The organism is Kitasatospora sp. NPDC093550 (assembly GCF_044764985.1).
Classification (GTDB): Bacteria; Actinomycetota; Actinomycetes; order Streptomycetales; family Streptomycetaceae; genus Kitasatospora.
Genome location: NZ_JBIWJF010000010.1, coordinates 136,659 through 158,366 on the forward strand (window position 1 = coordinate 136,659; position 21,708 = coordinate 158,366).

The window sequence follows — 21,708 nt, forward strand, 5'->3', positions numbered from 1 at the left end:
GGGGGGGGCCCCACCCCCCCCCCCCCCCGCGCCCCGCCCCCCCCCCCCCCCGGCGCCCGCCCCCCCCGCCCCCCCCCCGGGGCCCGGGGCCCCCCCCCCCGCCCGGGCGGCGGCGACCGGGGTCCGGGACGTCACCGCCGAGCAGTGCCGCGGCGCCGGCGGGCACGTCGAGGGCAGCGGCTACTGCGTCGACGCGCTCGGCGACGACGGTTGGGGCCAGCCCATCGACGGCCAGGCGATCAACCCGGACCCGCGCCCCGGGCAGGAGTGAGCCCGGCTCTCTCAAGGCCGGAGTCGCGGGTCCGCCTCAGGGCACCGGCCGCAGGGTCACCGGGGACGGGGTGAGGGCGCGCAGGACCAGGTCGACGTGGACCTTGGCGGCTCCCGCGCGGTGGAGCGCGGCGGCGACCGTCCGTAACTCCTCCGGGCCGGTGCAGGCGAGGCGGAGCTCCAGGTCCGCCTCGCCGGCCAGCGCGAGGCCGCTCTGGACGGCGGGGAACTCGGCCGCCAGACGGTCGAAGTCAAGCGGGACCGGGCCGTAGCTGACCCGGGCGATCGCGTGCAGGGAGCGGGCCGGCCGGGGGCGGGCCTCGGCGCCCAGGCCGCCCGGGACGAGCTGGAGCGGGGCCGTCACCGGTGCTGGAGCTGTGCGGTCGGGGCCGGGGCGGGCGCCACCGCGGGGGCGGTGACGGGCGGGGCGACCAGCCTCGGGTCCAGTACCAGGGTGTCCACCCCGAGCGGGGCGATGAGCTCGCGCAGGGCGGGCTCGCCCAGCTCGGTGTGCGCCTGGTCCGGCCCGAGGAGCGAGACGAGGGCCTCGGGGCTGGAGAACCCGACCGCGCAGCGGCGGCCGTCGCGCAGGCGGAACAGGCGGAGTGCGGTGGTGCTGCCGGTGCCGGAGGTGGTGACCGGTACGTGCCAGACGACGCGGGCCATGCGGATGCTCCCGAGTGGGTGGTGGTTCCTGTCGGAACTGCTCCCTCGACGCTAGGGCGGCTCGCCCCCGGCGTCGCCGGTCCTGACGCAGCGTTGACCGAATGGGGTGGTGCGTTGACGCACTCCTGACGTCGGGCTCACCCGGGTGGACCGCACCGGTCACCCGGGACGCTCCGTTTGCCTCGCGTCCCTCCTCGGACGACCGTGGATGCTGTCCCCCGCCGTCCGCGGGAGCGCCCCCGGGGAGACCGGCGCGCGCTCCGGGACGGGGGGAGGTGGAGCGAGGGGCCCGTGACGAGATATCTTGACGTCAAGACGTTGGAGACGTGAAGCGGAGTACCGATGACTGACTCGACCATCATCTATACGCACACCGACGAGGCTCCGGCCCTGGCGACCTACTCGTTCCTGCCGGTGGTCCAGGCCTACGCCTCGACCGCGGGTGTGCGGGTGGAGACCCGCGACATCTCCCTGGCCGGGCGGATCATCGCGAGCTTCCCGGAGCGTCTGACCGAGGCGCAGCGGATCGGCGACGCCCTGGCCGAGCTGGGTGAGCTGGCCAAGACCCCGAGCGCCAACATCATCAAGCTGCCGAACATCTCGGCCTCCGTGCCGCAGCTGAAGGCCGCCATCGCCGAGCTGCAGGCCCAGGGCTACGCCCTGCCGGACTACCCGGACGACCCGCAGACCGACGAGGACAAGGACGTCCGCGCCCGTTACGACAAGGTCAAGGGCAGCGCCGTCAACCCGGTCCTGCGCGAGGGCAACTCGGACCGCCGCGCCCCGCTGTCGGTCAAGAACTACGCCAAGACCCACCCGCACCGCATGGGCGCCTGGACCCCCGAGTCCAAGACCAACGTCGCCACCATGGGCGAGAACGACTTCCGGTCCACCGAGAAGTCCGCCGTGATCGCGGCCGACGGCGCCCTGCGCATCGAGCTGCTCGGCGCGGACGGCACCACCACCGTGCTGCGCGAGAAGGTGCCGGTGCTGGCCGGCGAGGTCGTCGACGCCTCCGTGATGCGCGCCGCCGCCCTGAACACCTTCCTGGCCGCCCAGGTGGCCCGCGCCAAGGCCGAGGGCGTGCTGTTCTCGGTGCACCTCAAGGCCACCATGATGAAGGTCTCCGACCCGATCATCTTCGGCCACGTGGTGCGCGCCTTCTTCCCGAAGACCTTCGCCGCCCACGGCGCGGCCCTGGCCGCCGCCGGTCTGAACCCGAACAACGGCCTCGGCGGCATCCTGGCCGGCCTGGACGCGCTGCCGAACGGTGCCGAGATCAAGGCCTCCTTCGAGGCCGAGCTGGCCGAGGGCCCCGCCCTCGCCATGGTCGACTCCGACAAGGGCATCACCAACCTGCACGTGCCGAGCGACGTCATCGTCGACGCCTCGATGCCGGCCATGATCCGCACCTCCGGCCACATGTGGGGCCCGGACGGCCAGGAGGCCGACACCCTCGCCGTGCTGCCGGACAGCAGCTACTCCGGCGTGTACCAGGCCGTCATCGACGACTGCCGCGCCAACGGCGCCCTCGACCCGGCCACCATCGGCTCGGTGCCGAACGTCGGCCTGATGGCCCAGAAGGCCGAGGAGTACGGCTCCCACGACAAGACCTTCGAGATCGCCGAGGCCGGCACCGTCCGCCTGGTCGACGCCGAGGGCAACGTGGTGCTGGAGCAGGCCGTCGAGCCGGGCGACATCTTCCGCGCCTGCCAGACCAAGGACCTGCCGATCCAGGACTGGGTCAAGCTGGCCGTCACCCGCGCCCGCGCCACCGGTGACCCGGCGGTGTTCTGGCTGGACGAGACCCGCGCCCACGACGCGGTGCTGATCGAGAAGGTCAAGCGGTACCTGCCGGAGCACGACACCGAGGGCCTGCAGATCGAGATCATGTCCCCGGTCGAGGCCACCAAGTTCTCGCTGGAGCGCATCCGCCGCGGCGAGAACACCATCTCGGTGACCGGCAACGTGCTGCGTGACTACCTGACCGACCTGTTCCCGATCCTGGAGCTGGGCACCAGCGCCAAGATGCTGTCGGTCGTCCCGCTGATGGCGGGCGGCGGCCTCTTCGAGACCGGCGCCGGCGGCTCCGCCCCGAAGCACGTCCAGCAGCTGGTCAAGGAGAACTACCTGCGCTGGGACAGCCTGGGCGAGTTCTTCGCGCTGGCCGCCAGCTTCGAGCACCTGGCCACCAGCACCGGCAACGCCCGCGCGAAGGTGCTGGCCGACACCCTGGACCGCGCCACCGGCACCTTCCTCAACGAGGACAAGTCGCCGAGCCGCCGCCTCGGTGGCATCGACAACCGCGGCAGCCACTTCTACCTGGCCACCTACTGGGCCCAGGAGCTGGCCGAGCAGACCGCCGACGCCGAGCTGGCCCAGGCCTTCGACGGCCTGGCCAAGGCGCTGACCGAGCAGGAGCAGACCATCGTGGACGAGCTGATCGCCGTCCAGGGTTCGCCGGTCGACCTCGGTGGCTACTACCAGCCCGACCCGGCCAAGGCCGCGGCCGTGATGCGTCCGTCGAAGACCTTCAACGAGGCGCTCGCCAACCTCGGCTGAACCGGGGACCGCTGAAGCACCGGGAGGCCCCCGGGTCCGTGCGAACGGATCCGGGGGCCTCCCCGCGTTCCGGGCGCGGGCCCGCCCGGGTCCGGTGCGCGGCGGTCCGGTGCGCGGCGGGTCAGGCGCGGCCGAGCAGGGCCAGGGCGGTGCCGACGGCCTCGCGCAGCAGCAGGTACGGGCCGTGCGCCAGCGGGCCGTCCGCGCCGATCACCTCCGCGGGGGCGCCGGCCCGGCGGGCGGCGAGCGCGGAGCGGACGGTGTGGAACCCGCTGGTCACCACCGTGCAGCGGTAGCCGGGGCGCTCGGTGCCCATCAGGGCGGCGCTGAACCGGAGGTTCTCGGTGGTGTTCACCGCCCGCTCCTCGCGCCGGATCCGCTCGGCCGGGACGCCCCGCGAGGTCAGGTACCGGGCCATCGCGGCGGCCTCGGTGCACCGCTCGTGCGGGCCCTTGCCGCCGGTGACCAGGACCAGCGGGGTGTGGCCGGTGGCCTCCTCGGCGGCGAGCCGGTCCAGCGCGGCCTCCAGTCGGGCCGTCAGCGCGGGCCCGGGCTCGCAGCCGTCCAGGGCAGCGCCCAGGACGACCAGGTAGTCGGCGCCGACCGGGGCGGGCCGGCGGCGTCCGTGCCGCAGCGCGAAGCCGAGGAAGCCGAGCAGCCAGAGCAGGGCGGACCCGCAGAGCAGGACGGCGACGGTCAGCAGGGCGTGCATGTCTGTTCGAACGCGTACGGCGGAACCCCCGTTCCGCGGGGGGAACGGGGGTTCTCGGGAACGGGGGTTCCGGTGTGGTGCGGAGCCGTGCTCAGCCGGCCTCGGCCGCCGGCGTGGCGGCCGGAGCGGCGGGGGTGGCCGGGGCGTCGGAGCCCGGGCGGCGGTCGCGCTTGTGCAGCGAGGCCAGGTAGGCGTTGTACGCCTCCAGCTCGGCGTCCCCGGAACGGTCCTCGGCACGGTCGCGGCGGCGGGCCTGCCGCTGCTCGGAGCCCATCCACTGGTACACCAGGGCGATCAGCACGATCGCGGTCGGGATCTCGCCGAACGCCCAGGTGATCCCGCCGGCCAGCTTCTGGTCCTCCAGCAGGTTCGTCCCGGGCGGCGCGCCCTCGGCGGTGAAGGTGGTGACCAGCGGGTGGCCGGCCATCATCACGGCCACGCCGAAGAAGGCGTGGAACGGCATCCCCATGAACAGCTCGATGATCCGCATCACGTGTCCGGGCCGGTGCGGGCCCGGGTCCACGCCCATGATCGGCCAGAAGAAGGCCAGACCGGTGAACAGGAAGTGCACCATCATGAAGACGTGCCCGGCGCGGTACTGCATCAGGAAGTCGAACAGCGGGGTGAAGTAGACCCCGTACAGGCTCGCGATGAACAGCGGGATGGTGAACGCCGGGTGCGAGACCACCTTGACGTACCGGCTGTGCAGCAGCGCCACCAGCAGCTCGCGCGGCCCGCGCGGGCGGCCCTTGCCGGCCGGGCGCAGCGCCCGCAGGGCCAGCGTGATCGGGGCGCCGAGCAGCAGCAGGATCGGCGTCAGCATGGACAGCACCATGTGCTGGATCATGTGCGCGCTGAACAGCACCATGCCGTAGTCGTTCAGCCCGGTGCAGGTCACCAGCAGCATGCTCAGGACGCCGGCCGTCCAGCCGACCATCCGGCCGACCGGCCAGCGGTCGCCGCGCCGGTACAGCCGGACCACGCCCGCCGCGTAGAGGCCGAGGACGACCAGGCCGCCGAGCAGGAACGGCCAGTCCGGGGACCACGTCCAGAGGTTGGAGGAGGTGAACGGGCCGAGCTGGGTCATCCCTCCGTGGTGGTGCATGCCTGACATTCCGTCGCCCATCGGCGGGTCCTGCTTTCCGTCCTGGTGGTCCCGGGTTCGGGTCCGGTTCGCCCGTTTTGCTTGGCATACAGCCTAGGTGGGCCTTACCCCGGGCCGTGCCCCACCCCCTCCGTACGGGTGTCTCCCCACCGGGCGGCCCGCTGGCTAGACTGACCGGCCGGTCGGCAAGGAGGCCCGGCATGGCGACGGAACCACGAACGGCGGAGCGACGAGGACCGGTGGCGGACCCGGTGGTCGCGCTGACCGGGGCGACCGGCTTCATCGGGTCCGCCGTCCTGGCGGCCCTCACGGCACGCGGCGTCCCGGTGCGCGCGCTGGCCCGCCGGGAGCCGGGGAACGCCGCCCCCGGGACCGCCTGGGTCCCGGGCGACCTCGCCGAGGGGGCCGGGCTGACCGAGCTCTGCGAGGGCGCCGGAGTGCTGGTCCACCTCGCCTCGCGGGTGGACGGCTGCGCCGAGGAGTGCGAGGCGGCGAACGTCCGCGGCACCGCCGCCGTGATGGCGGCCGCCACCCGCGCCGGAGTGCGCCGGATCGTCCACCTCTCCACGACGGCGGTGTACGGCGAGGGCCCGCACGCGGGCATCGCGGTGGACGAGGTGCCGCCCGCCCCGCTGTCCGAGGCCAGCCGCACCCGGCTGCTCGGTGAGCGCCACGCGCTGGACGCCGGCGCGCACGTGCTGCGCCCCGGGCTGGTGACCGGGACGGGCGACCGCTGGGTGGTGCCCGCCCTGGCCGAGCTGGTCCACCGGGTGCCGGTCCGCTGGGCGGGCGGCGGGGCCCGGCTCTCGATCGTGGACCGCGCCGACCTGGCCCGGCTGATCACCGTGCTCGCGCTGGACGAGCACGCCGCCGCGCCCGGCATCCACCACGCCTCCCACCCCGAGCCGGTCCGCGCCCGGGACCTGCTCGCCGGCCTGGCCGCGCTCGGCCTGCTGCCCGCGCTGGACGGCCCGGACGTGCCGGACGTCCCGTGGGAGGAGTGCCGCCGGCTGCTGGCCGCCGCGCCCGGACGGGTCTCCGAGCGGCAGTTCGCCCTGGTCGCCCGGGACCACTGGTACCGCAGCGAGGACGTCTGGCGGCTGGCCGCCTGCCCGCCCGGCCCGGGCCCGCTCGCCCGGCTCCCGGAGGCCGCCGCCTGGTACCGCTCCGCGCTCGGGCTCGCCGGGCCGCCGGAGGCCGGCTGACGGCCGTCAGGAGGCCGGCCGCGTGGTCGGGACCAGGGTGTTCTCGCTGCGCCGGCCCGCGGCGAAGTCGTCGATGTTGCGGGCGGTGGCCTCGATGATCTGGCCGACGGCGGTGCGGGTGAAGTAGGCCTGGTGGCTGGTGACCAGGACCTGCGGGAAGGTGACCAGGCGGGCGAGCACGTCGTCGGTGACGCCCTCGATGGAGCGGTCGGTGAAGAAGACGCCGGTCTCCTCCTCGTACACGTCCAGGCCGACGCCGGACAGTCGCCCGGAGCGCAGCGTCTCGACCAGGGCGGCGCTGTCGACGAGGCCGCCGCGGCTGGAGTTGACCAGGATGGCGTCGTCCTTCATCCGGGCCAGCGCGGCCGCGTCGATCAGGTGGTGGGTGCTCGGCAGCAGGGGGACGTGCAGGCTCACCAGGTCGGCGCGGGTGAGGAGTTCGGGCAGTTCGGTGTACGTCATGCCGAGCTCCCGGCAGGCCGGGTCCTCCACGATGTCCCAGCCGAGCAGTTCGGTGCCGAAGCCGGCCGCGATCCGGGCGAAGCACCCGCCGATCTTGCCGGTGCCGATGACGCCGACCGTCATCCCGTGGACGTCCCGCCCGAGCAGGCCGTCGAGGCGGAAGTCGAACTCCCGGGTGCGGTTGGCGGCGCGGGTGAGGCGGCGGTTGACGGCGAGCGCGAGTGCCCAGGCGTGCTCGGCGACGGCGTACGGGCTGTAGTGGGACACCCGGGCGACGGTGAGGCCGAGTTCGGCGGCGGCCTCCAGGTCGATGTTGTTGAAGCCGGTGGAGCGTTGGGCGATCAGGCCGGTGCCGCCGGCGGCCAGCACCGTGAGCGTTTCGGCGTCGAGGACGGCGTTGACGCTGCTGCTGACCACCGGGTACCCGGCCGCCAGCGGCGCGGTGTCCCGGTTCAGGAACACGTCCAGGCAGCGCAGCCCGTGCCGGCCGGCGAAGGCCCTTTCCAGCAGCGGCCGTTCGTCGGCCTGCACCCCGTACGCGAGGATCTCCACGGGCGGTCCCTCCAGTCGGCTCCGACGCGTTCCGACGCGTTCCGGCGGCCACGCTAACGGGCCGGACGGGCGGGGGCCCGTCCGACGCGCGCCCCCGGAGAAGGGCGAAGGCCCCCGGGCCGTAGGGCGTGGTCCGGGGGCCTTCGTGGAAGGGCGGGAGGACGGTCAGATGACCGTCTCGGCCTCCAGGTAGCGCTCCTGCGGGACGGTCTTCAGCTCGGCGACCGCCTCCGCCAGCGGCACCAGGTTGATGTCGGTGCCCTGCAGCGCGGTGATGTGCCCGAAGGCGCCCTTGTGGACGGCCTCGATGGCGTGCCAGCCGAAGCGGGTGGCGAGCACCCGGTCGTAGGCGGTCGGGGTGCCGCCGCGCTGGGTGTGGCCGAGGATGACCGGGCGGGCCTCCTTGCCGAGGCGGTGCTCCAGCTCGCGGGAGAGCTGGGTGGCGATGCCGGTGAACCGCTCGTGGCCGTAGATGTCCTTGCTGCCCTCTTCCCAGTGCATGGTGCCGGGCTCGGGCTTGGCGCCCTCGGCGCAGACCACGATGGCGAACTTCTTCTGGCGGTCGAAGCGTTCGCGGACGACGGCGGTGAGCTTGTCGATGTGGAACGGGCGCTCCGGGACGACGATGGCGTGCGCGCCGGCCGCCATGCCCGCGTTGAGCGCGATCCAGCCGGTGTGCCGGCCCATGACCTCGACGACCATGACCCGCTGGTGGGACTCGGCGGTGGTCTTCAGCCGGTCCAGCGCCTCGGTGGCGACCGAGACCGCGGTGTCGAAGCCGAAGGTCACGTCGGTGGCGGCGATGTCGTTGTCGATGGTCTTCGGCACGCCGACGATCGGCAGGCCCGCGTCGCTCATCAGCTTGGCGGCCTTCAGGGTGCCCTCGCCGCCGATCGGGATGACCGCGTCCAGGCCGAGGTCCGAGCAGTACTTCTTGGCCCGCTCGACGCCGTCCCGCAGGTGGCTCGGCTGGACCCGCGACGAACCGAGGATGGTGCCGCCCTGGGCGAGGATGCCGCTCACCGAGTCCAGGGTCAGGGGGCGGTGGTGGCCCTCCAGGAACCCGCGCCACCCGTCCTCGAACCCGATGATCTCGTCGCCGTGGTCGACCACCCCCCGGTGCACCACGGAACGGATCACCGCGTTCAGTCCGGGGCAGTCACCGCCGCTGGTCAGCACTCCGATACGCATTAGCTTTGCAACTCCCGAGCAGAACCGAGGTACGGCCGGACTACAGGCGTGGAACGACGAGCCGTCACCGTGACGGGACGCTCCCGCGCCGGAGGACGGGGGAGACGGCCGTGGGATGAAGGACCGGCCGAATCCGGACAGAGCGTCCGGAAACGGCCGTGAAGTCGAGCATACGGCCCCTGGTCCGGCCGGGCAGGAGCCGACGCGGGAGCGGCGCCGTCGGCGCCCCCGCGCGGAAGTACAGCCTGCTGCCGAGGAGGGTGTGCAGTAGGCAGCCCCATTGTCGTACGTCCGGGGCCGCCCGCGGGCCGGATGACCGCATCGCGGGCACCCGGCCGGGGCGACCGGCCCTTACGCGGGGCGCGTCGCGGCCGCGATGCGCTCGGCGCGCAGCGCGTCGTACCAGGTGGTGTCGGCCGGCGGCAGGGCGTTGACGTCCAGCGCCAGCTTGATCAGCATGTCGGCCACGGCGGGGTTGCGCGCCAGCACCGGGCCGTGCAGGTACGTGCCGAAGACGGTGTCCCGCCAGGCGCCCTCGGTGCCGTCACCGGTGCCGTTGCCCCGGCCGACGCTGACGGTGGCGAAGGGCTGCACGCCCTGGCCGAGGTGGGTGACGCCCTGGTGGTTCTCGAAGCCGGTCAGCTGCGGCAGCCCGAGCCGGGGGTCGACGTCGGCCAGCACGTCGCCGACGCAGCGGGCGCCCTCGCCGCGCTGGGTCCAGACGTCGAGCAGGCCCAGGCCCGGCTCCCGCTCGCCGAGGTCGTTGATGAACTCGTGGCCCATGATCTGGAAGCCCGCGCAGACGCCGAAGATGATCGCGCCGTTCTCGGCGGCCCGCACCAGGCCGCTGTCGGCGCGCAGCCGCTCGGCGGCCAGCCGCTGCGGGCGGTCCTCGCCGCCACCGATCAGGTAGATGTCCCCGCTGGTGGGGATCGCCTGGTCGGAGCGGACGTCGATCCGGGTCACGTTGAGATGGCGCTGGCGGGCCCGGCGCTCCACGACCAGGGCGTTGCCGCGGTCGCCGTAGGTGCTGAGCAGGTCCGGGTAGACCCAGACCACGCGCAGGCTGCTCTCACTCATCCTCGAAGGCCTTCCGTCACGAAAAGACTGGTGTGCGGGCGCGGCATCAGCCGGCCACGACCTTCCGCAGCTGCTGGAAGGCGGTGTAGTTGGCGATCGCCTCGATCCGCCCGGGCGGGGCCATCCGGACGGCCTGCTCCAGGGTGTCCACCACGTGGAACTGCAGTCCGGCGACCTCCAGGCGGACGGCCAGGTCCAGCTTGCGCTGGCCCATCACGAAGACCGGGTGCCCGGCGAGGCGCTCGTAGTCGACGTCCCACAGCCAGGAGGTGTCGGTGCCGTCGGCGTCGAGGGCGTTGACGGAGAGGATCACCGGGGCGGGCGGGCCGTCGATCAGCGAGAAGGTCTCCAGCCAGCCGGCCGGGTTCTTGGCGAGCAGCAGGCGGATGTCCCGGCCCTGGTACTGGACGACGTCGTAGCGCCCGGCCACGGCGGCCACCGAGCGCATCCGCTCCAGGGCGACCTGCGGGGAGACGCCGAACACGGCGGCGACGGCGGCCGAGCTGGTGGCGTTGGCCAGGTTGGCCCGGCCCGGCAGCTGCAGCTGGATCGGCCAGGCGCCGCGCTGCGGGTCGATCACATGGGTGCCCTGGAGCGCCCAGTGCGGGTTGGGGCGGCGGAAGCCGCACTCCTGGCAGAACCAGTCCTCGCCGGGACGCTGCATCACACCGCCGCACGCGGGGCAGGACCAGGCGTCCTCCTTCCAGGCCTGTCCGGCGGCCACCCAGACCACCTTCTTGCAGGAGGAGGCGGCCCAGGTCACCAGCGGGTCGTCGGCGTTGGCGATGACCACGGCCTCGGTGTCCTGGAGGCCCTCGCGCCACTTCTCCGCCATCATGCGGGTCTCGGCGGCGCGGTCGAGCTGGTCGCGGGAGAGGTTGAGCAGGGCGATCGCCTTCGGGCGGGTGTCGCGGGCGACCATCGCCAGGTACTTCTCGTCGACCTCGATCACGCCGAAGCGGGCCTCCGTGCCGCCCGCCAGGGCGGAGGTGATGCCGGCCGGCATGTTGGCGCCGAGGGCGTTGGAGACCACCGGGCCGGCGGCGCGCAGCGCCTCGGCGATCAGGCGGGTGGTGGTGGTCTTGCCGTTGGTCGCGCTGACCAGGACGACGTCGAGGTGGTCGGCGAGGGTGGCCAGCAGGTCGGGGTCGAGCTTGAGGGCGACCTTGCCGCCGATCACCGAGCCGCTCCCGCGTCCGGCCTTGCGCGACACGGCGGCGGCGACCCGGCCGGCCGTGACCGCGATCTTGGCGCGGGCCGGCAGCGAGGCGTCGCGTGCGCCTGTGGGCTCCGATTCGGTGCCTGCCATGCTCAGTGGTTCCTCCTTGCTGCGGCACCGCCCGGGACCGGTCGAGGGCCGTCGGGCGGCGGGGACGGGGGTCAGCCTACCGACTCCGTCGCCCGGCCGGACGATCCGGACCCCGCGCCGCCTGCTGTGACGCGGTGACGGAGACCGCTGACGGGCCGTCAAGGAGGGCGGTGTACGGACGGAGCCTGCACTGCTTGAGGACGCTCCGCGGCCGCCACCGGGTTCCCGGTAAGGATCTGGTGAAGAAATGATCAGCGGCCCGGGTGGTGGGTGCGCAGGGCCGGGTCCTCGGCGTCCAGGGCGGCGGTGATGACCAGGGTGCCGCCGTCGGCGCGGAAGTCCAGCGGAGCGGACAGCCGGCGCATCGCGGCGATCAGGCCGCTGTTGGCGGCGTGGGTCACCGCGTACACGGTGCCGATCCCGGCCGCCCGGGCCATGGCCGTCAGTCGGCGCAGCAGCGCCAGGCCCAGCCCGCGCCGCTGCCAGGCGTCCTCGACCAGGACGGCCAGCTCCGCCTCGCCGTCGTCCCACATCAGGTGGCCGAGGGCGAGGATCCGCCCGTCGGGGGCGGCCACGGCGAGACTGCGGCCGTGCCGGGGGTTCAGCAGGTGGTCGAGGTAGCGGTCGGCGTCGCGGACCGGGCCGTGGTACCGCAGCCGCAGTGCGGCGGGGGAGCAGCGGCCGTGCATCGCCAGGGCCGCCGCCTTGTCGGACGGCTCGGCGGGGCGCAGCAGCAGCTCGGTCCCGTCCGGCAGGGACAGCCGGGACGGGGCCTCCGGCGCCCGGCCGGCCGGGGCGTGCGCGGCGTGCGGGCCGTGCGGGGCGTGCCGGGCGTCCTGCGGGTGCGGGGCGTGGTGCGGGTGCGGCCGGGCGACCCGGGACGGGCCCTCGGTGAGCGCGGGCGGCCCGGCGTGGCCCTCGGGCACGACGCACCTGCGGTCCGACCTGCGGAAGGGCCGGTGCCAGAGCCGTTCGGGGCGAGTGTGCGAAGCCGTCATGCTGCTGACGCTACCTACGCTTCGCTTCCGATCGGTTACGTGATCGTGAACGCGCGAATGCCCGGGCCAGGACCGGGACGGGGCCGGGGACGGAGCGGGGACGGAACGGGACCCCGCCCGGGACCGCCGGGTCCGTCGCCCGGGACGACGGGGTCCCCGGGCCGGGACGGGGGCGGCACAGGTCCAGACCGGTGCCTCAGGCGGGCGGGACAGCGGGCGGCCGACGGTGGATCCGTGCCCGGCGCTCCTGGTGAGCAGGTCGCCGGGATCCCCTCCCCCCAGTACCGAAGGCCGTTCCCATGCGCATCACCCCGTCCACCTCCACCGACACTCCGACCACCGCCGCCCCCGCCCTCCCGCACGCCCGCCGCGCCCCGGTCGGCACCTCGCTGACCGCCCTGTTCGAGCGGCAGGTGTGCAGCCGGCCGATCTCCACGGCCGTCATCGGCGAGGGAGGCCACGGCCTCACCTTCCTGGAACTGTCCGGCACCGCCCGCCGGCTGGGCGCCGAGCTGCGCCGCCTGGGCGCCGGCCCCGACACCTGCGTCGGCCTGTACGTCGAGCCGTCGGTGGAGCTGGTCGCCGGGGCCTGGGGCGTGCTGTACGCCGGGGCCGGCTACCTGCCGCTGTCGCCGGAGTACCCCGAGGACCGGCTCCGCTACATGATCGAGGACAGCGGCACCCGGATCGTGCTCACCCAGGAGCACCTGCGTGAGCGGCTGGCGGCGCTGGCCCCGGCCGGCACGGCGATCCTCGCCGTCGAGGACGTCCCGGCGACGCACGCCGTCGCCGAGGCCGCCGAGCCCGCCGAGGCCGCCGAGGTCACCACCGTCGCCGAGGCCGCCGAGGCCGCCGAGCAGGAGGAGCGGCCGGAGTCGCTGGCGTACGTGATCTACACCTCCGGCTCCACCGGCCGCCCCAAGGGCGTGATGATCGAGCACCGCGCGGTGGTCTCCCAGCTGCGCTGGATGCTCGACGCCGGGCACCTGGACCCCGAGGTCACCGTGCTGCAGAAGACCCCGATGAGCTTCGACGCCGCCCAGTGGGAGATCCTCGCCCCCGCCGTCGGCGCCCGGGTGGTGGCCGGCACGCCCGGCCTCTACCGCGACCCGGAGGCGCTGGTCGCCACCGTGCGGCGGCACGGCGTGACCGCGCTGCAGTGCGTGCCCACCCTGCTCCAGGCGCTGCTGGACACCGAGGGCTTCACCGACTGCACCACCCTGACCCGGCTGTTCTCCGGCGGCGAGGCGCTCTCCCGGCGGCTCGCCCGCGAGCTGGGCCACGCGCTGCCCGGCGCCCGGCTGGTCAACCTGTACGGCCCGACCGAGTGCACCATCAACGCCACCGCGCACGTGGTCGACCCGGCCGAGCTGGGCGAGGGCGCCGGCTCGGTGCCGATCGGGCGGCCGGTCGACAACACCCAGTGCTTCGTCCTGGACGAGGCGCTGGCGCCGGTCGGCGCCGAGGGCGTCGGCGAGCTGTACATCGGCGGCGTGCAGCTGGCCCGCGGTTACCTGCACCGGCCGGAGCTGACCGAGGAGCGGTTCGTCCCCTCCCCGTTCACCCCCGGCGAGCGGCTCTACCGCACCGGCGACCTCGCCCAGTGGAACCCGGACGGCACCCTCCAGTTCGCCGGCCGGGTCGACAACCAGGTCAAGCTGCGCGGCTACCGGGTCGAGCTGGACGAGATCGCCCGCGCCATCGAGGAGCACACCTGGGTGCGCCGCTCGGCGGCGGTCGTCACCGGCGACGACCGCACCGGCCACCAGAACCTGGTCGCCTGCGTCGAACTCAACCCGCGCGAGGCCGCCCTGATGGACCAGGGCAACCACGGCGGCCACCACCAGTCCAAGGCCAGCAAGCTGCAGGTCAAGGCCCAGCTCTCCGACCCCGGCGTGCGCGACCGGGCCCAGCTGGCCGGCCGGGAGCGGCTCGACCTGCCCGGGCGGCGCGAGAGCGCGGCCCAGCGCCGGGAGACCTTCGCCCGCAAGACCTACCGGTTCTACGACGGCGGCCCGGTCACCCGCGAGGACCTCGTCGCGCTGCTCGCCCCGCGCCCGGTCGGCGGCTTCGGCCGGGACCTGGAGCTGCTGTGCTTCCCCGAACTCGGCCGCGTGCTGCGCTGGTTCGGCCAGTTCCACAGCGAGGAGCGGCTGCTGCCCAAGTACGCCTACGCCTCGCCGGGCGCGCTGTACGCGACCCAGCTCTACCTGGAGACCGGCGGCCTGGACGGCCTCGCGGCCGGGCTGTACTACTACCACCCGGTCGAGCACGCCCTGATCCGGATCGGCCCCGCCGGGACCCGCGAGGAGGCGTACCTGACGCTGCACTTCTCCGGGAAGCACGGCGCCATCGAGCCGGTCTACAAGAACAACATCCGCGAGGTGCTGGAGTTCGAGACCGGCCACATGCTCGGCGTCTTCGAGGAGGTGCTGCCCGAGTACGGGCTGGACGTGCGCCCGCTCGGTCTCGACCCGGCCGTCAAGGAACGGCTGGACGTCGCCGAGGAGGACCACTACCTGGGCGCCTTCGCGGTCGTCCGGGGCGGCGGCGCGGCCCGCGCCGGGTGCACCGAGCTTTACCTCCAGGCCCACGAGGGCCGGGTGGACGGCCTGCCGGGCGGCCTCTACCGGTACGCCGACGGCGAGCTGGTACCGGTCTCGGACGCGGTGGTGGAGGCCCGCCACGTGATCGCGATCAACCAGTCCGTCCACGCCCGCGCCTCCTTCGGCATCACCGCCGTCAGCCGCGCCGAGGAGGAGTGGCTGGAGTACGTCGCCCTCGGCACCGAGCTGCACCACCTGCAGCGCAACGGCCTGGGCCTGGGCTTCATGTCCTCCGGCTACAGCTCCAAGTCCGGCCACCCGCTGCCCGCTTCGCGCCGCATCGACGAGATCCTCGCCGACCGCGGCATCGCCCCCGGCCCGTCGTACTTCTTCCTCGGCGGCAGGGTGAGCGAGGAGCAGGTCCGCAGTGAGGGCATGCGCGAGGACGCCGTCCACATGAAGGGACCGGCCGAGATCATCAAGGACGAACTGGCCAACCTGCTGCCCGACTACATGCTGCCCAACCGGGTGCTGGTGGTGGACGCCCTACCGCTCACCGCGAACGGCAAGGTCGACCTCAAGGCGCTGGCCGCCTCCGACGCCGTCCGCACGGCCGGGGTCCGCAGCGAGTACGTCGCCCCGGGCACCGAGCACGAGCGGTGGCTCGCGGAGGTCTGGGGGCGGGCGCTGAAGTACGAGGAGGTGTCCGTGGCGGACGAGTTCTTCGCCGTCGGCGGCAACTCGCTGATCGCCGTGGCCCTGGTCCACCGGATCAACCGCGAGTTCGGCATCAGGCTGCCGCTGCAGGTGCTGTTCGAGTGCCCGAAGCTGGGTGACCTGGCCGCGCGCATCGCACGGGCCCGCGGCGCGGACGGCGAGGGCGACGGCGACGGCGCGGCGGAGGCGGCCGGCTCCCGGCTGATACCGCTGCACCCGGGCGAGTCCGGCCGGCCGGTGTTCTGCTGGCCCGGGCTGGGCGGGTACCCGATGAACCTGCGCCTGCTCGGCCGCGGGGCGAGCGACGGACGCGCCTTCTACGGCGTCCAGGCGCACGGCGTCAACGAGGGCGAGACGCCGTACCCCACCATCCGGGAGATGGCCGCCGCCGACATCGCCGAGCTGCGCCGGATCCAGCCCGGGGGCCCGTACACGCTGTGGGGCTTCTCCTTCGGTGCCCGGGTCGCCTTCGAGGCCGCCTGGCAGCTGGAGCAGGCCGGCCAGCGGGTCGAGCAGCTGCTGCTGATCTGCCCCGGCAACCCGAAGGTGCGTCAGGACGACGGCCGCCGGTGGGGCCGCGAGGCCTCGTACGCCAACCCGGCGTACGTGACCATCCTGTTCGGGGTGTTCACCGGCCGGATCAGCGGACCGGACCTGGAGCGCTGCCTGGCCGAGACGATGGACGAGGCGACCTTCGTCGCCTCCGTGCACCGGACGCTGCCGGAGCTCGACGAGGAGCTGATCCGGCGGATCACCGGCGTCGTCGCCGAGACCTACGAGTTCGAGTACAGCTTCCGCGAGCTCGCCGAACGGCGGCTGGACGCCCCGGTGACCGTGTTCAAGGCCACCGGCGACGACTACTCCTTCATCGAGGGCAGCTCCGGCTACTCCGCCGCCCCGCCGGCCGTGGTCGACCTGACCGGGGACCACTACGGGGTGCTGAAGGAGCACGGCGTGGCCGAACTCGTCGCCGCGATCCGGGCACTGGAGCGGACGGTCGACAGCCGCTGACGCGGACACGCTCACGGATGGCCCAGAATCCATGAGCGCGGGACCCCCTTCGGATAGGGATGGCTCGGCTTACCGCCGATCCCACCTCCTGTTCGAAGGGGTTTCCCGTGTTCAAGACCTCCGTACGGGCCGTCGCGTGCTGCGCGCTGCTCCTCGTCGCGCCGCTCGCCGCCGCCCAGTCCGCCGCCGCCGTCTCCACCTCCACCGTCACCTCCTCCGGCAACAACGGCCCCAAGACCCCGCAGGAGGCCGCCGCCTGCAAGTCCGTCACCAGCGCCCTCCTCGGCGGCTTCGGCTCGATGCTGGGCAACGCCGTCTGCGTCGTGCAGCCCGCCGACAAGGGCTGAGCCGCCCGCCACCCGTCCGCGCACGGACTCCCCCGGAAGGGGGCGTCCGTGCGCGGACGTGGGATCCGGCGCCATGACGATCGAGGACGCCGGCGCCGGCGGGCCCGGCGGGACCGGCCGGGCTCCTCGGGCGGTCGCGGGGCTCCTCAGTCGGTCGACGGGGACACCTGGTAGTGGGCGATGGCCCAGCCCTGCTCGGTGCGGCGCAGCAGGACGCCGAGGTGGACGGCGATGGTCGGCCGGTCGGTGAAGGAGAAGTCGACGCCCAGGTAGCCCAGGACGAGGCCGTCGGCCGGGCGCCGGGTCTCCAGGACGCGGTACTCGGCGGTCATGCCGAGGGGCTGGCCGTCGTAGTAGGCGGCGATGCCTGGGCGTCCGACGCTGTACGGGTGCAGGCCCTGGAAGATCGCGTCCTCGGTGAAGAAGGCGGCGACCCGGTCGGGCTGGTGCCGGTCGACGGCGGCCTTCCAGCCGTCGAGGACACCGCGCAGGATCGTCTCGTCGGCCTCGGTGGTGTGGTTCACGGCAGGTCTCCCGGGGTGGTGGGGAACGGCGCCCGTGCTCGTCCGGCCGCCTACCGGGAGGATCCCGCCGTGCGGGAGTGGTTCGCCTCCCAGCGTGCTGGAGGCCGCCCGAGGTCGGTCCGGGGTTCGTCCGATCGGCCCAGCGGGGGCCGACCCGTCATGGCGGTGGGAGCCGGCGGGGCCGACGATGAGGGGCGGGGCCGGGGGGAGAGAAGGGAGCAGGACCGTGCAGGAGTTCCTGGTCGAGATCACCACCGCCATCCCCGAGGGCACCGCCGAGGAGGAGGTCGACCGGCGGCGGGCCGCCGAGGCCGTCCGGGCCAGGGAGCTGGCCGCCACCGGCCGGCTGGCGCGGCTGTGGCGCCCGGTCGGCGAGCGGCGCAGCATCGGTGTCTGGCGGGCCGCGGACGAGGCGGAGCTGCGGGCGGAGGTGCTCGGCAGCCTCCCGCTGTGGCCGTGGATGACCGCCGTGGTGACCCCGCTCGAACCGCACCCCAACGACCCGGGCCCGGCCTGACCTCCGGTCCCGCCGTTGACCGTCAGCCTCCGGCCGTCCGGCGCCCGGTGTCCCGCCGTCCGGTCCGGCCGCCGCCCGCGGCAGCGCGCGGGGGCTCAGGCGATGCGGGTCGGCACGTCCTGGACGGTGTGGCCGGTGGTGGTCAGCAGCGCCGTCAGGACGGCCGGGGTGACGGTGGGCTCGGTGCGGAGGTAGAGCTCGTCGGTGGTGGGGTGGGGGTGGACGGAGAGCAGGGTGATCCGGTGGTCGGCGAGCGCCGTGGGGGTGTGGGCGAGGGCCGTGGTGCGCACCCGCCAGAGCGTGGCCGGGGGCGGGGCGTGCGGTGACCACCAGCTGTGGAACAGGGCGGTGGCGAGCAGGGCGAGCGCGGAGGCGCCCACCACCACCGGGCCGTCCGGGCCGTGGACGACGATCTTGGCGATGAGGTCGGCCGCCGTGACGGAGAGGAAGACGGCGGCGAGTTCGACGGTGTCACGGCGCCAGCGGTGGGTGCGGCGGGTGCGGAGTGCACCGGGGACACGGTGGGCAGAGGGCTTCGAGTGCTCCATGGCCTCCACCGTGCCCGACCGGTGTTTCCCGACCACGAACCGGCCGTGACCTGCCGGTTACGGTCCGCGCGGGCCTGTTACGGCAGGAGATCGCGGGCCGCGGCCCTGACCTCGTCGAGCAGGAGGCGCAGGTCGTCCTCCGTCGTGGCGGCGTTCAGCAGGCAGGCGCGGAGCATCTCCTCCTCGCCGAGGCGGGCCCCGGTGAGGAAGACCCGGCCGCGGCGCTGGACGGCGGTGGGGAGGTCGCGGTTGAGGGCGTCGCGGGCGGCCGGGTCGAGGCCGGGGGCGCGGTGGCGGAACGCCACGATGGAGGTCTGGACCTCGGCGAGCAGCTCCAACTCCTGGTCGGCCTCGACGAGTTCGCCGAGCCGACGGGCCAGCGCGGTGCACCGGGCGATGTCCCGGGAGAGGCCGGCGCGGCCCCGGTGGGCGATGGTGGCCCAGACCTTGAGCGCGCGGAACGGGCGGGTCTGCTCGGTGCCGTACTCGGAGAACCAGCCCAGCGCGCCGGCCGCCTCGTCGCGCAGGTAGGAGGGGACGAGGCTGAAGGTGCCGCGCAGCTCCCCGGTGTCGCGGACCAGGGCGCAGCCGCAGTCGACCGGGACGCCGAGCCACTTGTGCGGGTCGAGGGCGAGCGAGTCGGCGCGCTCCAGGCCCGCGTAGCGGTGGGCGATGACCGGGTCCAGCCGGCCGAAGGCGCCGTACGCGCCGTCCACGTGCAGCCAGAGGCGCTGCTCCTCGCACAGGTCGGCGATCGGGCCGAAGGCGTCGACCGCGCCGGTGCCGACGGTGCCGGCCGAGGCGACGACCAGGAAGGGCAGCAGGCCGGCGGCGCGGTCGCGCTCGACGGCCGCCCGCAGCTCGGCGGTGTCCAGCCGGCCGTCGGGGCCGGTGGCGACGGTGCGCAGGTGCTTGCTGCCGAGGCCGAGGAGTTCGGCGGCCTTGCGGACGCAGGAGTGGGTCTCGCCGGTGACGTAGCCGACCAGCGGGGGCAGGCCCGCCAGGCCGTCCTCGCGGACGTCCCGGCCGGCCCGGCGGGCGGCGCGGTTGCGGGCGGCGGCGAGGCAGACGATGGTCGCCATCGAGGTGCCGGAGGTGAGCAGTCCGCCGCCGGCCGGGTGCGGGAAGCCGACGAGTTCGGCGATCCAGCGGACCACGGCGCGCTCCAGGTGGACGTCCGCGTGGTCGCCGCCGGCCGAGCTGGGGTTCATCGCGGAGGCGGCCAGGGTGGCCAGCACCCCGGCCGGGGCGGGGGCGGAGTTGACCCAGCCGAAGAAGCGCGGGTTGCCGTTGCCCATCGGGTACGGGAGTACCTCGCGCCCGATGGCGTCGACCAGCTCGGCGAGCGGGCGGCCGTCCTCGGGCAGCGGGGCGTCGAGCAGGGCCTGCCGGGCGGTCTCGGGCACGGGCTGCCAGACGGGGCGGTCGGGAAGCTCGGCGAGGTAGTCGGAGACCAGGTCGGCGGTGGCGCGGGCGGCGGCGCGGAAGTCGTCGGTGGCCATGCGGGGAACTCCAGGGGCCGGGGGAGGGGAGGCGCGGCATCCTCGGCGCACCCTGATCATGCGGTAGTCGGGTGATCCTACGCAAAGGGCCCGCGCCGTGCGGCGCGGGCCCTGCGGGTGGGACGGGACGGGGCCGGCCCGGGAGCCGGGACCGGTCAGTCCAGCGAGGCGGACAGGCCGCTGGCCGAGCGGCAGTAGCCCTGCATCTCCTTGTTGGTGATCTTGGCGCAGAGCCGGCCGGCCGCACCGCCGTCGGTGTAGTTGACCGTGTAGTAGCTGACCAGGCCCTCCGCACAGGCCTTGCGCTGCCAGCCGTCGGCGGCGGTGGCGCACTGCTGGGCGGCCCAGTCCTCGCGGTCCAGGTTGTACTTCATCGTCCGCGAGCCGACCCCGCGGCTGCAGTCCACCGCCCCGCCACTGGCCTTGCCGTTGAGGCACCACTTGAGGGCGTCGGCGTAGACCTCGGGGTGGTTCGGGTAGTCGTGCGAGGAGAGGTAGAAGGTCGGGGCGTAGAAGAAGCAGGCGGACTGGAACAGGGCCGGCTGGTCCTTGCACGGGTAGAGCGGGTCCTGGGCGAGCTTGTCGGCGGGCAGGTTGGCCTTGGCCTGCTCGTCCTCCTCGTCCGGGCCGAAGAGCTGCATGAACAGGCCCTCGGAGCAGCGGATCCTGTTCTGGTCGGTGGGGAACTTGTTGCACAGGTCGCGCGCCTTGGCGACGTCCTGCTTCGCCACGAACATCGTGCCGTGGCCGACGCCGTGGATGCAGGGGCCGGTGTTCTTGGGCGCGCAGAGCTTGAGCAGGTCCGCGTCGGGCTGGGCGGAGGCGTTCAGCATCTCCTCGACCGCGCCGTGCAGGTAGCCGGCCGCGCAGGTCTCGTGCGGGAAGGAGATGACCTTCTGGAAGTCGGCGTTGAAGCGCTTGACCGCCGCGTGGCCGAGCTCGTGCGCGATCGGGTGGCAGAAGCGCACGGTGTACGGCTTCTCCTTGGTGATCTTGTCGAGGTCGGCGAGCGCGACGCCGGGGTCGGTGGCGTCCATCTCGGCCATCAGCTTGTTGCGCAGCGTCGAACGGGTCCACACCGCCGGGTCACCGGTCGGGGTGGCGCTCGCGGGGCCCGTCGAGACCGGCTGCGCCCCGGCGGCGGGGGCGGCGGCGGCCGGCGTCGAGGTGGCCGCCGCGGGCGACCAGTCGGTGACGGCCACCGACCCGAGGCCCAGGACGCCCAGGAGCAGGGCGGTGAGAATCGCGAAGACTCGCGGCTGCATGACGGGATCCCCCGGCGGATCGAGGTGAACGGTTCGCTCCCATCCTGACGGCACGGTGGCGGGAATCCGCGATTTCGCCCGCCATTCGGGAGGTGTCGGCGACGCTATCGCACGGTGTGACGCCCGGAGGCGGCGGGATGGTTCCCCGCCGGGAATCGCCGAGGGGGTGGGTCTGGGGCTGCGCTGGGCTGAAAGTCGCAATGTCTGCCCGATTTCGGGCAGGAACTTTGGCTTCGGCCGGGAGTCGGGCCTAGGGTCATCACTCGTGCCGAGCTCACCCCACCCTCACGAAGACCTCCTCGCCCACCTGACCCGGACCAGCCCGCTCGGGCCCCGGGAGGCGGCGCGGGTCGTGGCGGAGGTGCTGGCGTACTTCTCCGAGAGCACCGAGGAGTACGTGCGCCGACGCCACGGCGAGCTGCAGGCACGCGGTCTGACCAACGAGCGGATCTTCGCCCGGCTCACCGAGGAGCTCCCGCAGCGCCGCGTCTCGGCGCCCGAGCTGTCGGCCCGCCAGCTGCGGCGGATCGTCTACGGCTGACCGGCGACGCCGAACAGCTGCACGACACGGCCCGCGCCACCAACGGCCCACGCCACCAACGACCCACGCCACCACGAA

At 74.1% G+C, this 21,708-nt stretch carries 19 protein-coding genes; 6 read left to right on the forward strand and 13 right to left on the reverse strand.

Translation table 11 applies throughout. From position 1 onward, the window contains the following. Positions 1-307 precede the first annotated feature (307 nt). Both ACIRD3_RS18330 and ACIRD3_RS18335 read right to left on the reverse strand, forming a co-directional pair. The gene (locus ACIRD3_RS18330) at positions 308-634 is read right to left on the reverse strand and encodes a hypothetical protein (protein ID WP_402217360.1); all 327 of its coding nucleotides are present in this window, start codon (positions 632-634) and stop codon (positions 308-310) included. Continuing rightward, complete coding sequence (locus ACIRD3_RS18335) at positions 631-936, reverse strand: SAV_915 family protein (RefSeq protein ID WP_402217363.1); 306 nt, start codon at positions 934-936, stop codon at positions 631-633. Before ACIRD3_RS18335 ends, ACIRD3_RS18330 begins: the two co-directional genes overlap by 4 nt. 342 nt (positions 937-1,278) lie before the next feature. Between ACIRD3_RS18335 and ACIRD3_RS18340 the strand changes: the two genes are divergently transcribed. Continuing rightward, entirely contained in the window at positions 1,279-3,498 is a 2,220-nt protein-coding gene (locus ACIRD3_RS18340) for an NADP-dependent isocitrate dehydrogenase (RefSeq protein WP_402217366.1), read from the forward strand. Between the two features lie 121 nt (positions 3,499-3,619). Here the strand turns inward: ACIRD3_RS18340 and ACIRD3_RS18345 are convergent, their stop codons facing one another. Both ACIRD3_RS18345 and ACIRD3_RS18350 read right to left on the reverse strand, forming a co-directional pair. Then, entirely contained in the window at positions 3,620-4,210 is a 591-nt protein-coding gene (locus tag ACIRD3_RS18345; protein WP_402217369.1) for a YdcF family protein, read from the reverse strand. Positions 4,211-4,301: 91 nt separating this feature from the next. Beyond that, complete coding sequence (locus tag ACIRD3_RS18350) at positions 4,302-5,315, reverse strand: cytochrome c oxidase assembly protein (RefSeq protein ID WP_402217372.1); 1,014 nt, start codon at positions 5,313-5,315, stop codon at positions 4,302-4,304. Positions 5,316-5,515: 200 nt separating this feature from the next. Between ACIRD3_RS18350 and ACIRD3_RS18355 the strand changes: the two genes are divergently transcribed. After that, positions 5,516-6,520 (forward strand): NAD-dependent epimerase/dehydratase family protein, encoded by a 1,005-nt coding sequence (locus ACIRD3_RS18355; RefSeq protein ID WP_402217375.1) that lies wholly within the window; start codon positions 5,516-5,518, stop codon positions 6,518-6,520. A 6-nt stretch (positions 6,521-6,526) separates the two neighbouring features. On the opposite strand, the gene ACIRD3_RS18360 is transcribed toward ACIRD3_RS18355, so the two are convergent. The 5 genes from ACIRD3_RS18360 to ACIRD3_RS18380 form a co-directional block, all read right to left on the reverse strand. Continuing rightward, positions 6,527-7,534 (reverse strand): 2-hydroxyacid dehydrogenase, encoded by a 1,008-nt coding sequence (locus ACIRD3_RS18360; protein WP_402217377.1) that lies wholly within the window; start codon positions 7,532-7,534, stop codon positions 6,527-6,529. 165 nt (positions 7,535-7,699) lie between these two features. Next, positions 7,700-8,725 carry a 6-phosphofructokinase gene (locus ACIRD3_RS18365; protein WP_402217380.1) on the reverse strand — a complete coding sequence of 342 codons (1,026 nt, stop codon included), beginning with the start codon at positions 8,723-8,725 and terminating at the stop codon, positions 7,700-7,702. Between the two features lie 351 nt (positions 8,726-9,076). Beyond that, a complete protein-coding gene (locus tag ACIRD3_RS18370; protein ID WP_402217383.1) occupies positions 9,077-9,805 on the reverse strand; it encodes a type 1 glutamine amidotransferase in 729 nt (242 codons plus the stop codon). 46 nt (positions 9,806-9,851) lie between these two features. Then, positions 9,852-11,114: a MurT ligase domain-containing protein gene (locus ACIRD3_RS18375; protein WP_402217386.1), complete on the reverse strand. Its 1,263-nt coding sequence runs from the start codon at positions 11,112-11,114 to the stop codon at positions 9,852-9,854. Positions 11,115-11,365: 251 nt separating this feature from the next. Then, entirely contained in the window at positions 11,366-12,112 is a 747-nt protein-coding gene (locus ACIRD3_RS18380; protein ID WP_402217389.1) for a GNAT family N-acetyltransferase, read from the reverse strand. A gap of 299 nt (positions 12,113-12,411) precedes the next feature. On the opposite strand from ACIRD3_RS18380, the gene ACIRD3_RS18385 reads away from it, so the two are divergent. After that, on the forward strand, positions 12,412-16,386 hold the full coding sequence (locus ACIRD3_RS18385; protein WP_402217391.1) for an amino acid adenylation domain-containing protein: 3,975 nt from the start codon (positions 12,412-12,414) through the stop codon (positions 16,384-16,386). 107 nt (positions 16,387-16,493) lie between these two features. Further along, the gene (locus tag ACIRD3_RS18390; protein ID WP_402217393.1) at positions 16,494-16,733 is read left to right on the forward strand and encodes a hypothetical protein; all 240 of its coding nucleotides are present in this window, start codon (positions 16,494-16,496) and stop codon (positions 16,731-16,733) included. A 146-nt stretch (positions 16,734-16,879) separates the two neighbouring features. Here ACIRD3_RS18390 and ACIRD3_RS18395 read toward each other — a convergent pair whose 3' ends face one another. After that, a complete protein-coding gene (locus ACIRD3_RS18395; protein WP_402217396.1) occupies positions 16,880-17,257 on the reverse strand; it encodes a hypothetical protein in 378 nt (125 codons plus the stop codon). A gap of 226 nt (positions 17,258-17,483) precedes the next feature. Between ACIRD3_RS18395 and ACIRD3_RS18400 the strand changes: the two genes are divergently transcribed. Further along, complete coding sequence (locus tag ACIRD3_RS18400) at positions 17,484-17,774, forward strand: muconolactone Delta-isomerase family protein (protein WP_402217399.1); 291 nt, start codon at positions 17,484-17,486, stop codon at positions 17,772-17,774. A gap of 95 nt (positions 17,775-17,869) precedes the next feature. Here ACIRD3_RS18400 and ACIRD3_RS18405 read toward each other — a convergent pair whose 3' ends face one another. The 3 genes from ACIRD3_RS18405 to ACIRD3_RS18415 all read right to left on the reverse strand — a co-directional run bounded on the left by ACIRD3_RS18405 (position 17,870) and on the right by ACIRD3_RS18415 (position 21,089). Continuing rightward, complete coding sequence (locus ACIRD3_RS18405) at positions 17,870-18,322, reverse strand: hypothetical protein (protein ID WP_402217402.1); 453 nt, start codon at positions 18,320-18,322, stop codon at positions 17,870-17,872. Between the two features lie 77 nt (positions 18,323-18,399). Then, complete coding sequence (locus ACIRD3_RS18410) at positions 18,400-19,824, reverse strand: pyridoxal phosphate-dependent decarboxylase family protein (protein ID WP_402217404.1); 1,425 nt, start codon at positions 19,822-19,824, stop codon at positions 18,400-18,402. A gap of 155 nt (positions 19,825-19,979) precedes the next feature. Then, positions 19,980-21,089, reverse strand: coding sequence for a hypothetical protein (locus ACIRD3_RS18415; RefSeq protein ID WP_402217407.1), 1,110 nt, complete (start codon positions 21,087-21,089; stop codon positions 19,980-19,982). A 265-nt stretch (positions 21,090-21,354) separates the two neighbouring features. Between ACIRD3_RS18415 and ACIRD3_RS18420 the strand changes: the two genes are divergently transcribed. Then, entirely contained in the window at positions 21,355-21,630 is a 276-nt protein-coding gene (locus tag ACIRD3_RS18420; RefSeq protein ID WP_402217409.1) for a hypothetical protein, read from the forward strand. Positions 21,631-21,708: the final 78 nt, after the last annotated feature.

Excerpts from the sequence above, each read along its gene's own strand:
- ACIRD3_RS18335 (WP_402217363.1), bottom strand. The coding sequence starts at position 936 with ATGGCCCGCGTCGTCTGGCACGTACCGGTCACCACCTCCGGCACCGGC.
- ACIRD3_RS18340 (WP_402217366.1), top strand. The coding sequence starts at position 1,279 with ATGACTGACTCGACCATCATCTATACGCACACCGACGAGGCTCCGGCC.
- ACIRD3_RS18345 (WP_402217369.1), bottom strand. The coding sequence starts at position 4,210 with ATGCACGCCCTGCTGACCGTCGCCGTCCTGCTCTGCGGGTCCGCCCTG.
- ACIRD3_RS18350 (WP_402217372.1), bottom strand. The coding sequence starts at position 5,315 with ATGCACCACCACGGAGGGATGACCCAGCTCGGCCCGTTCACCTCCTCC.
- ACIRD3_RS18355 (WP_402217375.1), top strand. The coding sequence starts at position 5,516 with ATGGCGACGGAACCACGAACGGCGGAGCGACGAGGACCGGTGGCGGAC.
- ACIRD3_RS18365 (WP_402217380.1), bottom strand. The coding sequence starts at position 8,725 with ATGCGTATCGGAGTGCTGACCAGCGGCGGTGACTGCCCCGGACTGAAC.
- ACIRD3_RS18370 (WP_402217383.1), bottom strand. The coding sequence starts at position 9,805 with ATGAGTGAGAGCAGCCTGCGCGTGGTCTGGGTCTACCCGGACCTGCTC.
- ACIRD3_RS18375 (WP_402217386.1), bottom strand. The coding sequence starts at position 11,114 with ATGGCAGGCACCGAATCGGAGCCCACAGGCGCACGCGACGCCTCGCTG.
- ACIRD3_RS18380 (WP_402217389.1), bottom strand. The coding sequence starts at position 12,112 with ATGACGGCTTCGCACACTCGCCCCGAACGGCTCTGGCACCGGCCCTTC.
- ACIRD3_RS18385 (WP_402217391.1), top strand. The coding sequence starts at position 12,412 with ATGCGCATCACCCCGTCCACCTCCACCGACACTCCGACCACCGCCGCC.
- ACIRD3_RS18405 (WP_402217402.1), bottom strand. The coding sequence starts at position 18,322 with ATGGAGCACTCGAAGCCCTCTGCCCACCGTGTCCCCGGTGCACTCCGC.
- ACIRD3_RS18410 (WP_402217404.1), bottom strand. The coding sequence starts at position 19,824 with ATGGCCACCGACGACTTCCGCGCCGCCGCCCGCGCCACCGCCGACCTG.
- ACIRD3_RS18415 (WP_402217407.1), bottom strand. The coding sequence starts at position 21,089 with ATGCAGCCGCGAGTCTTCGCGATTCTCACCGCCCTGCTCCTGGGCGTC.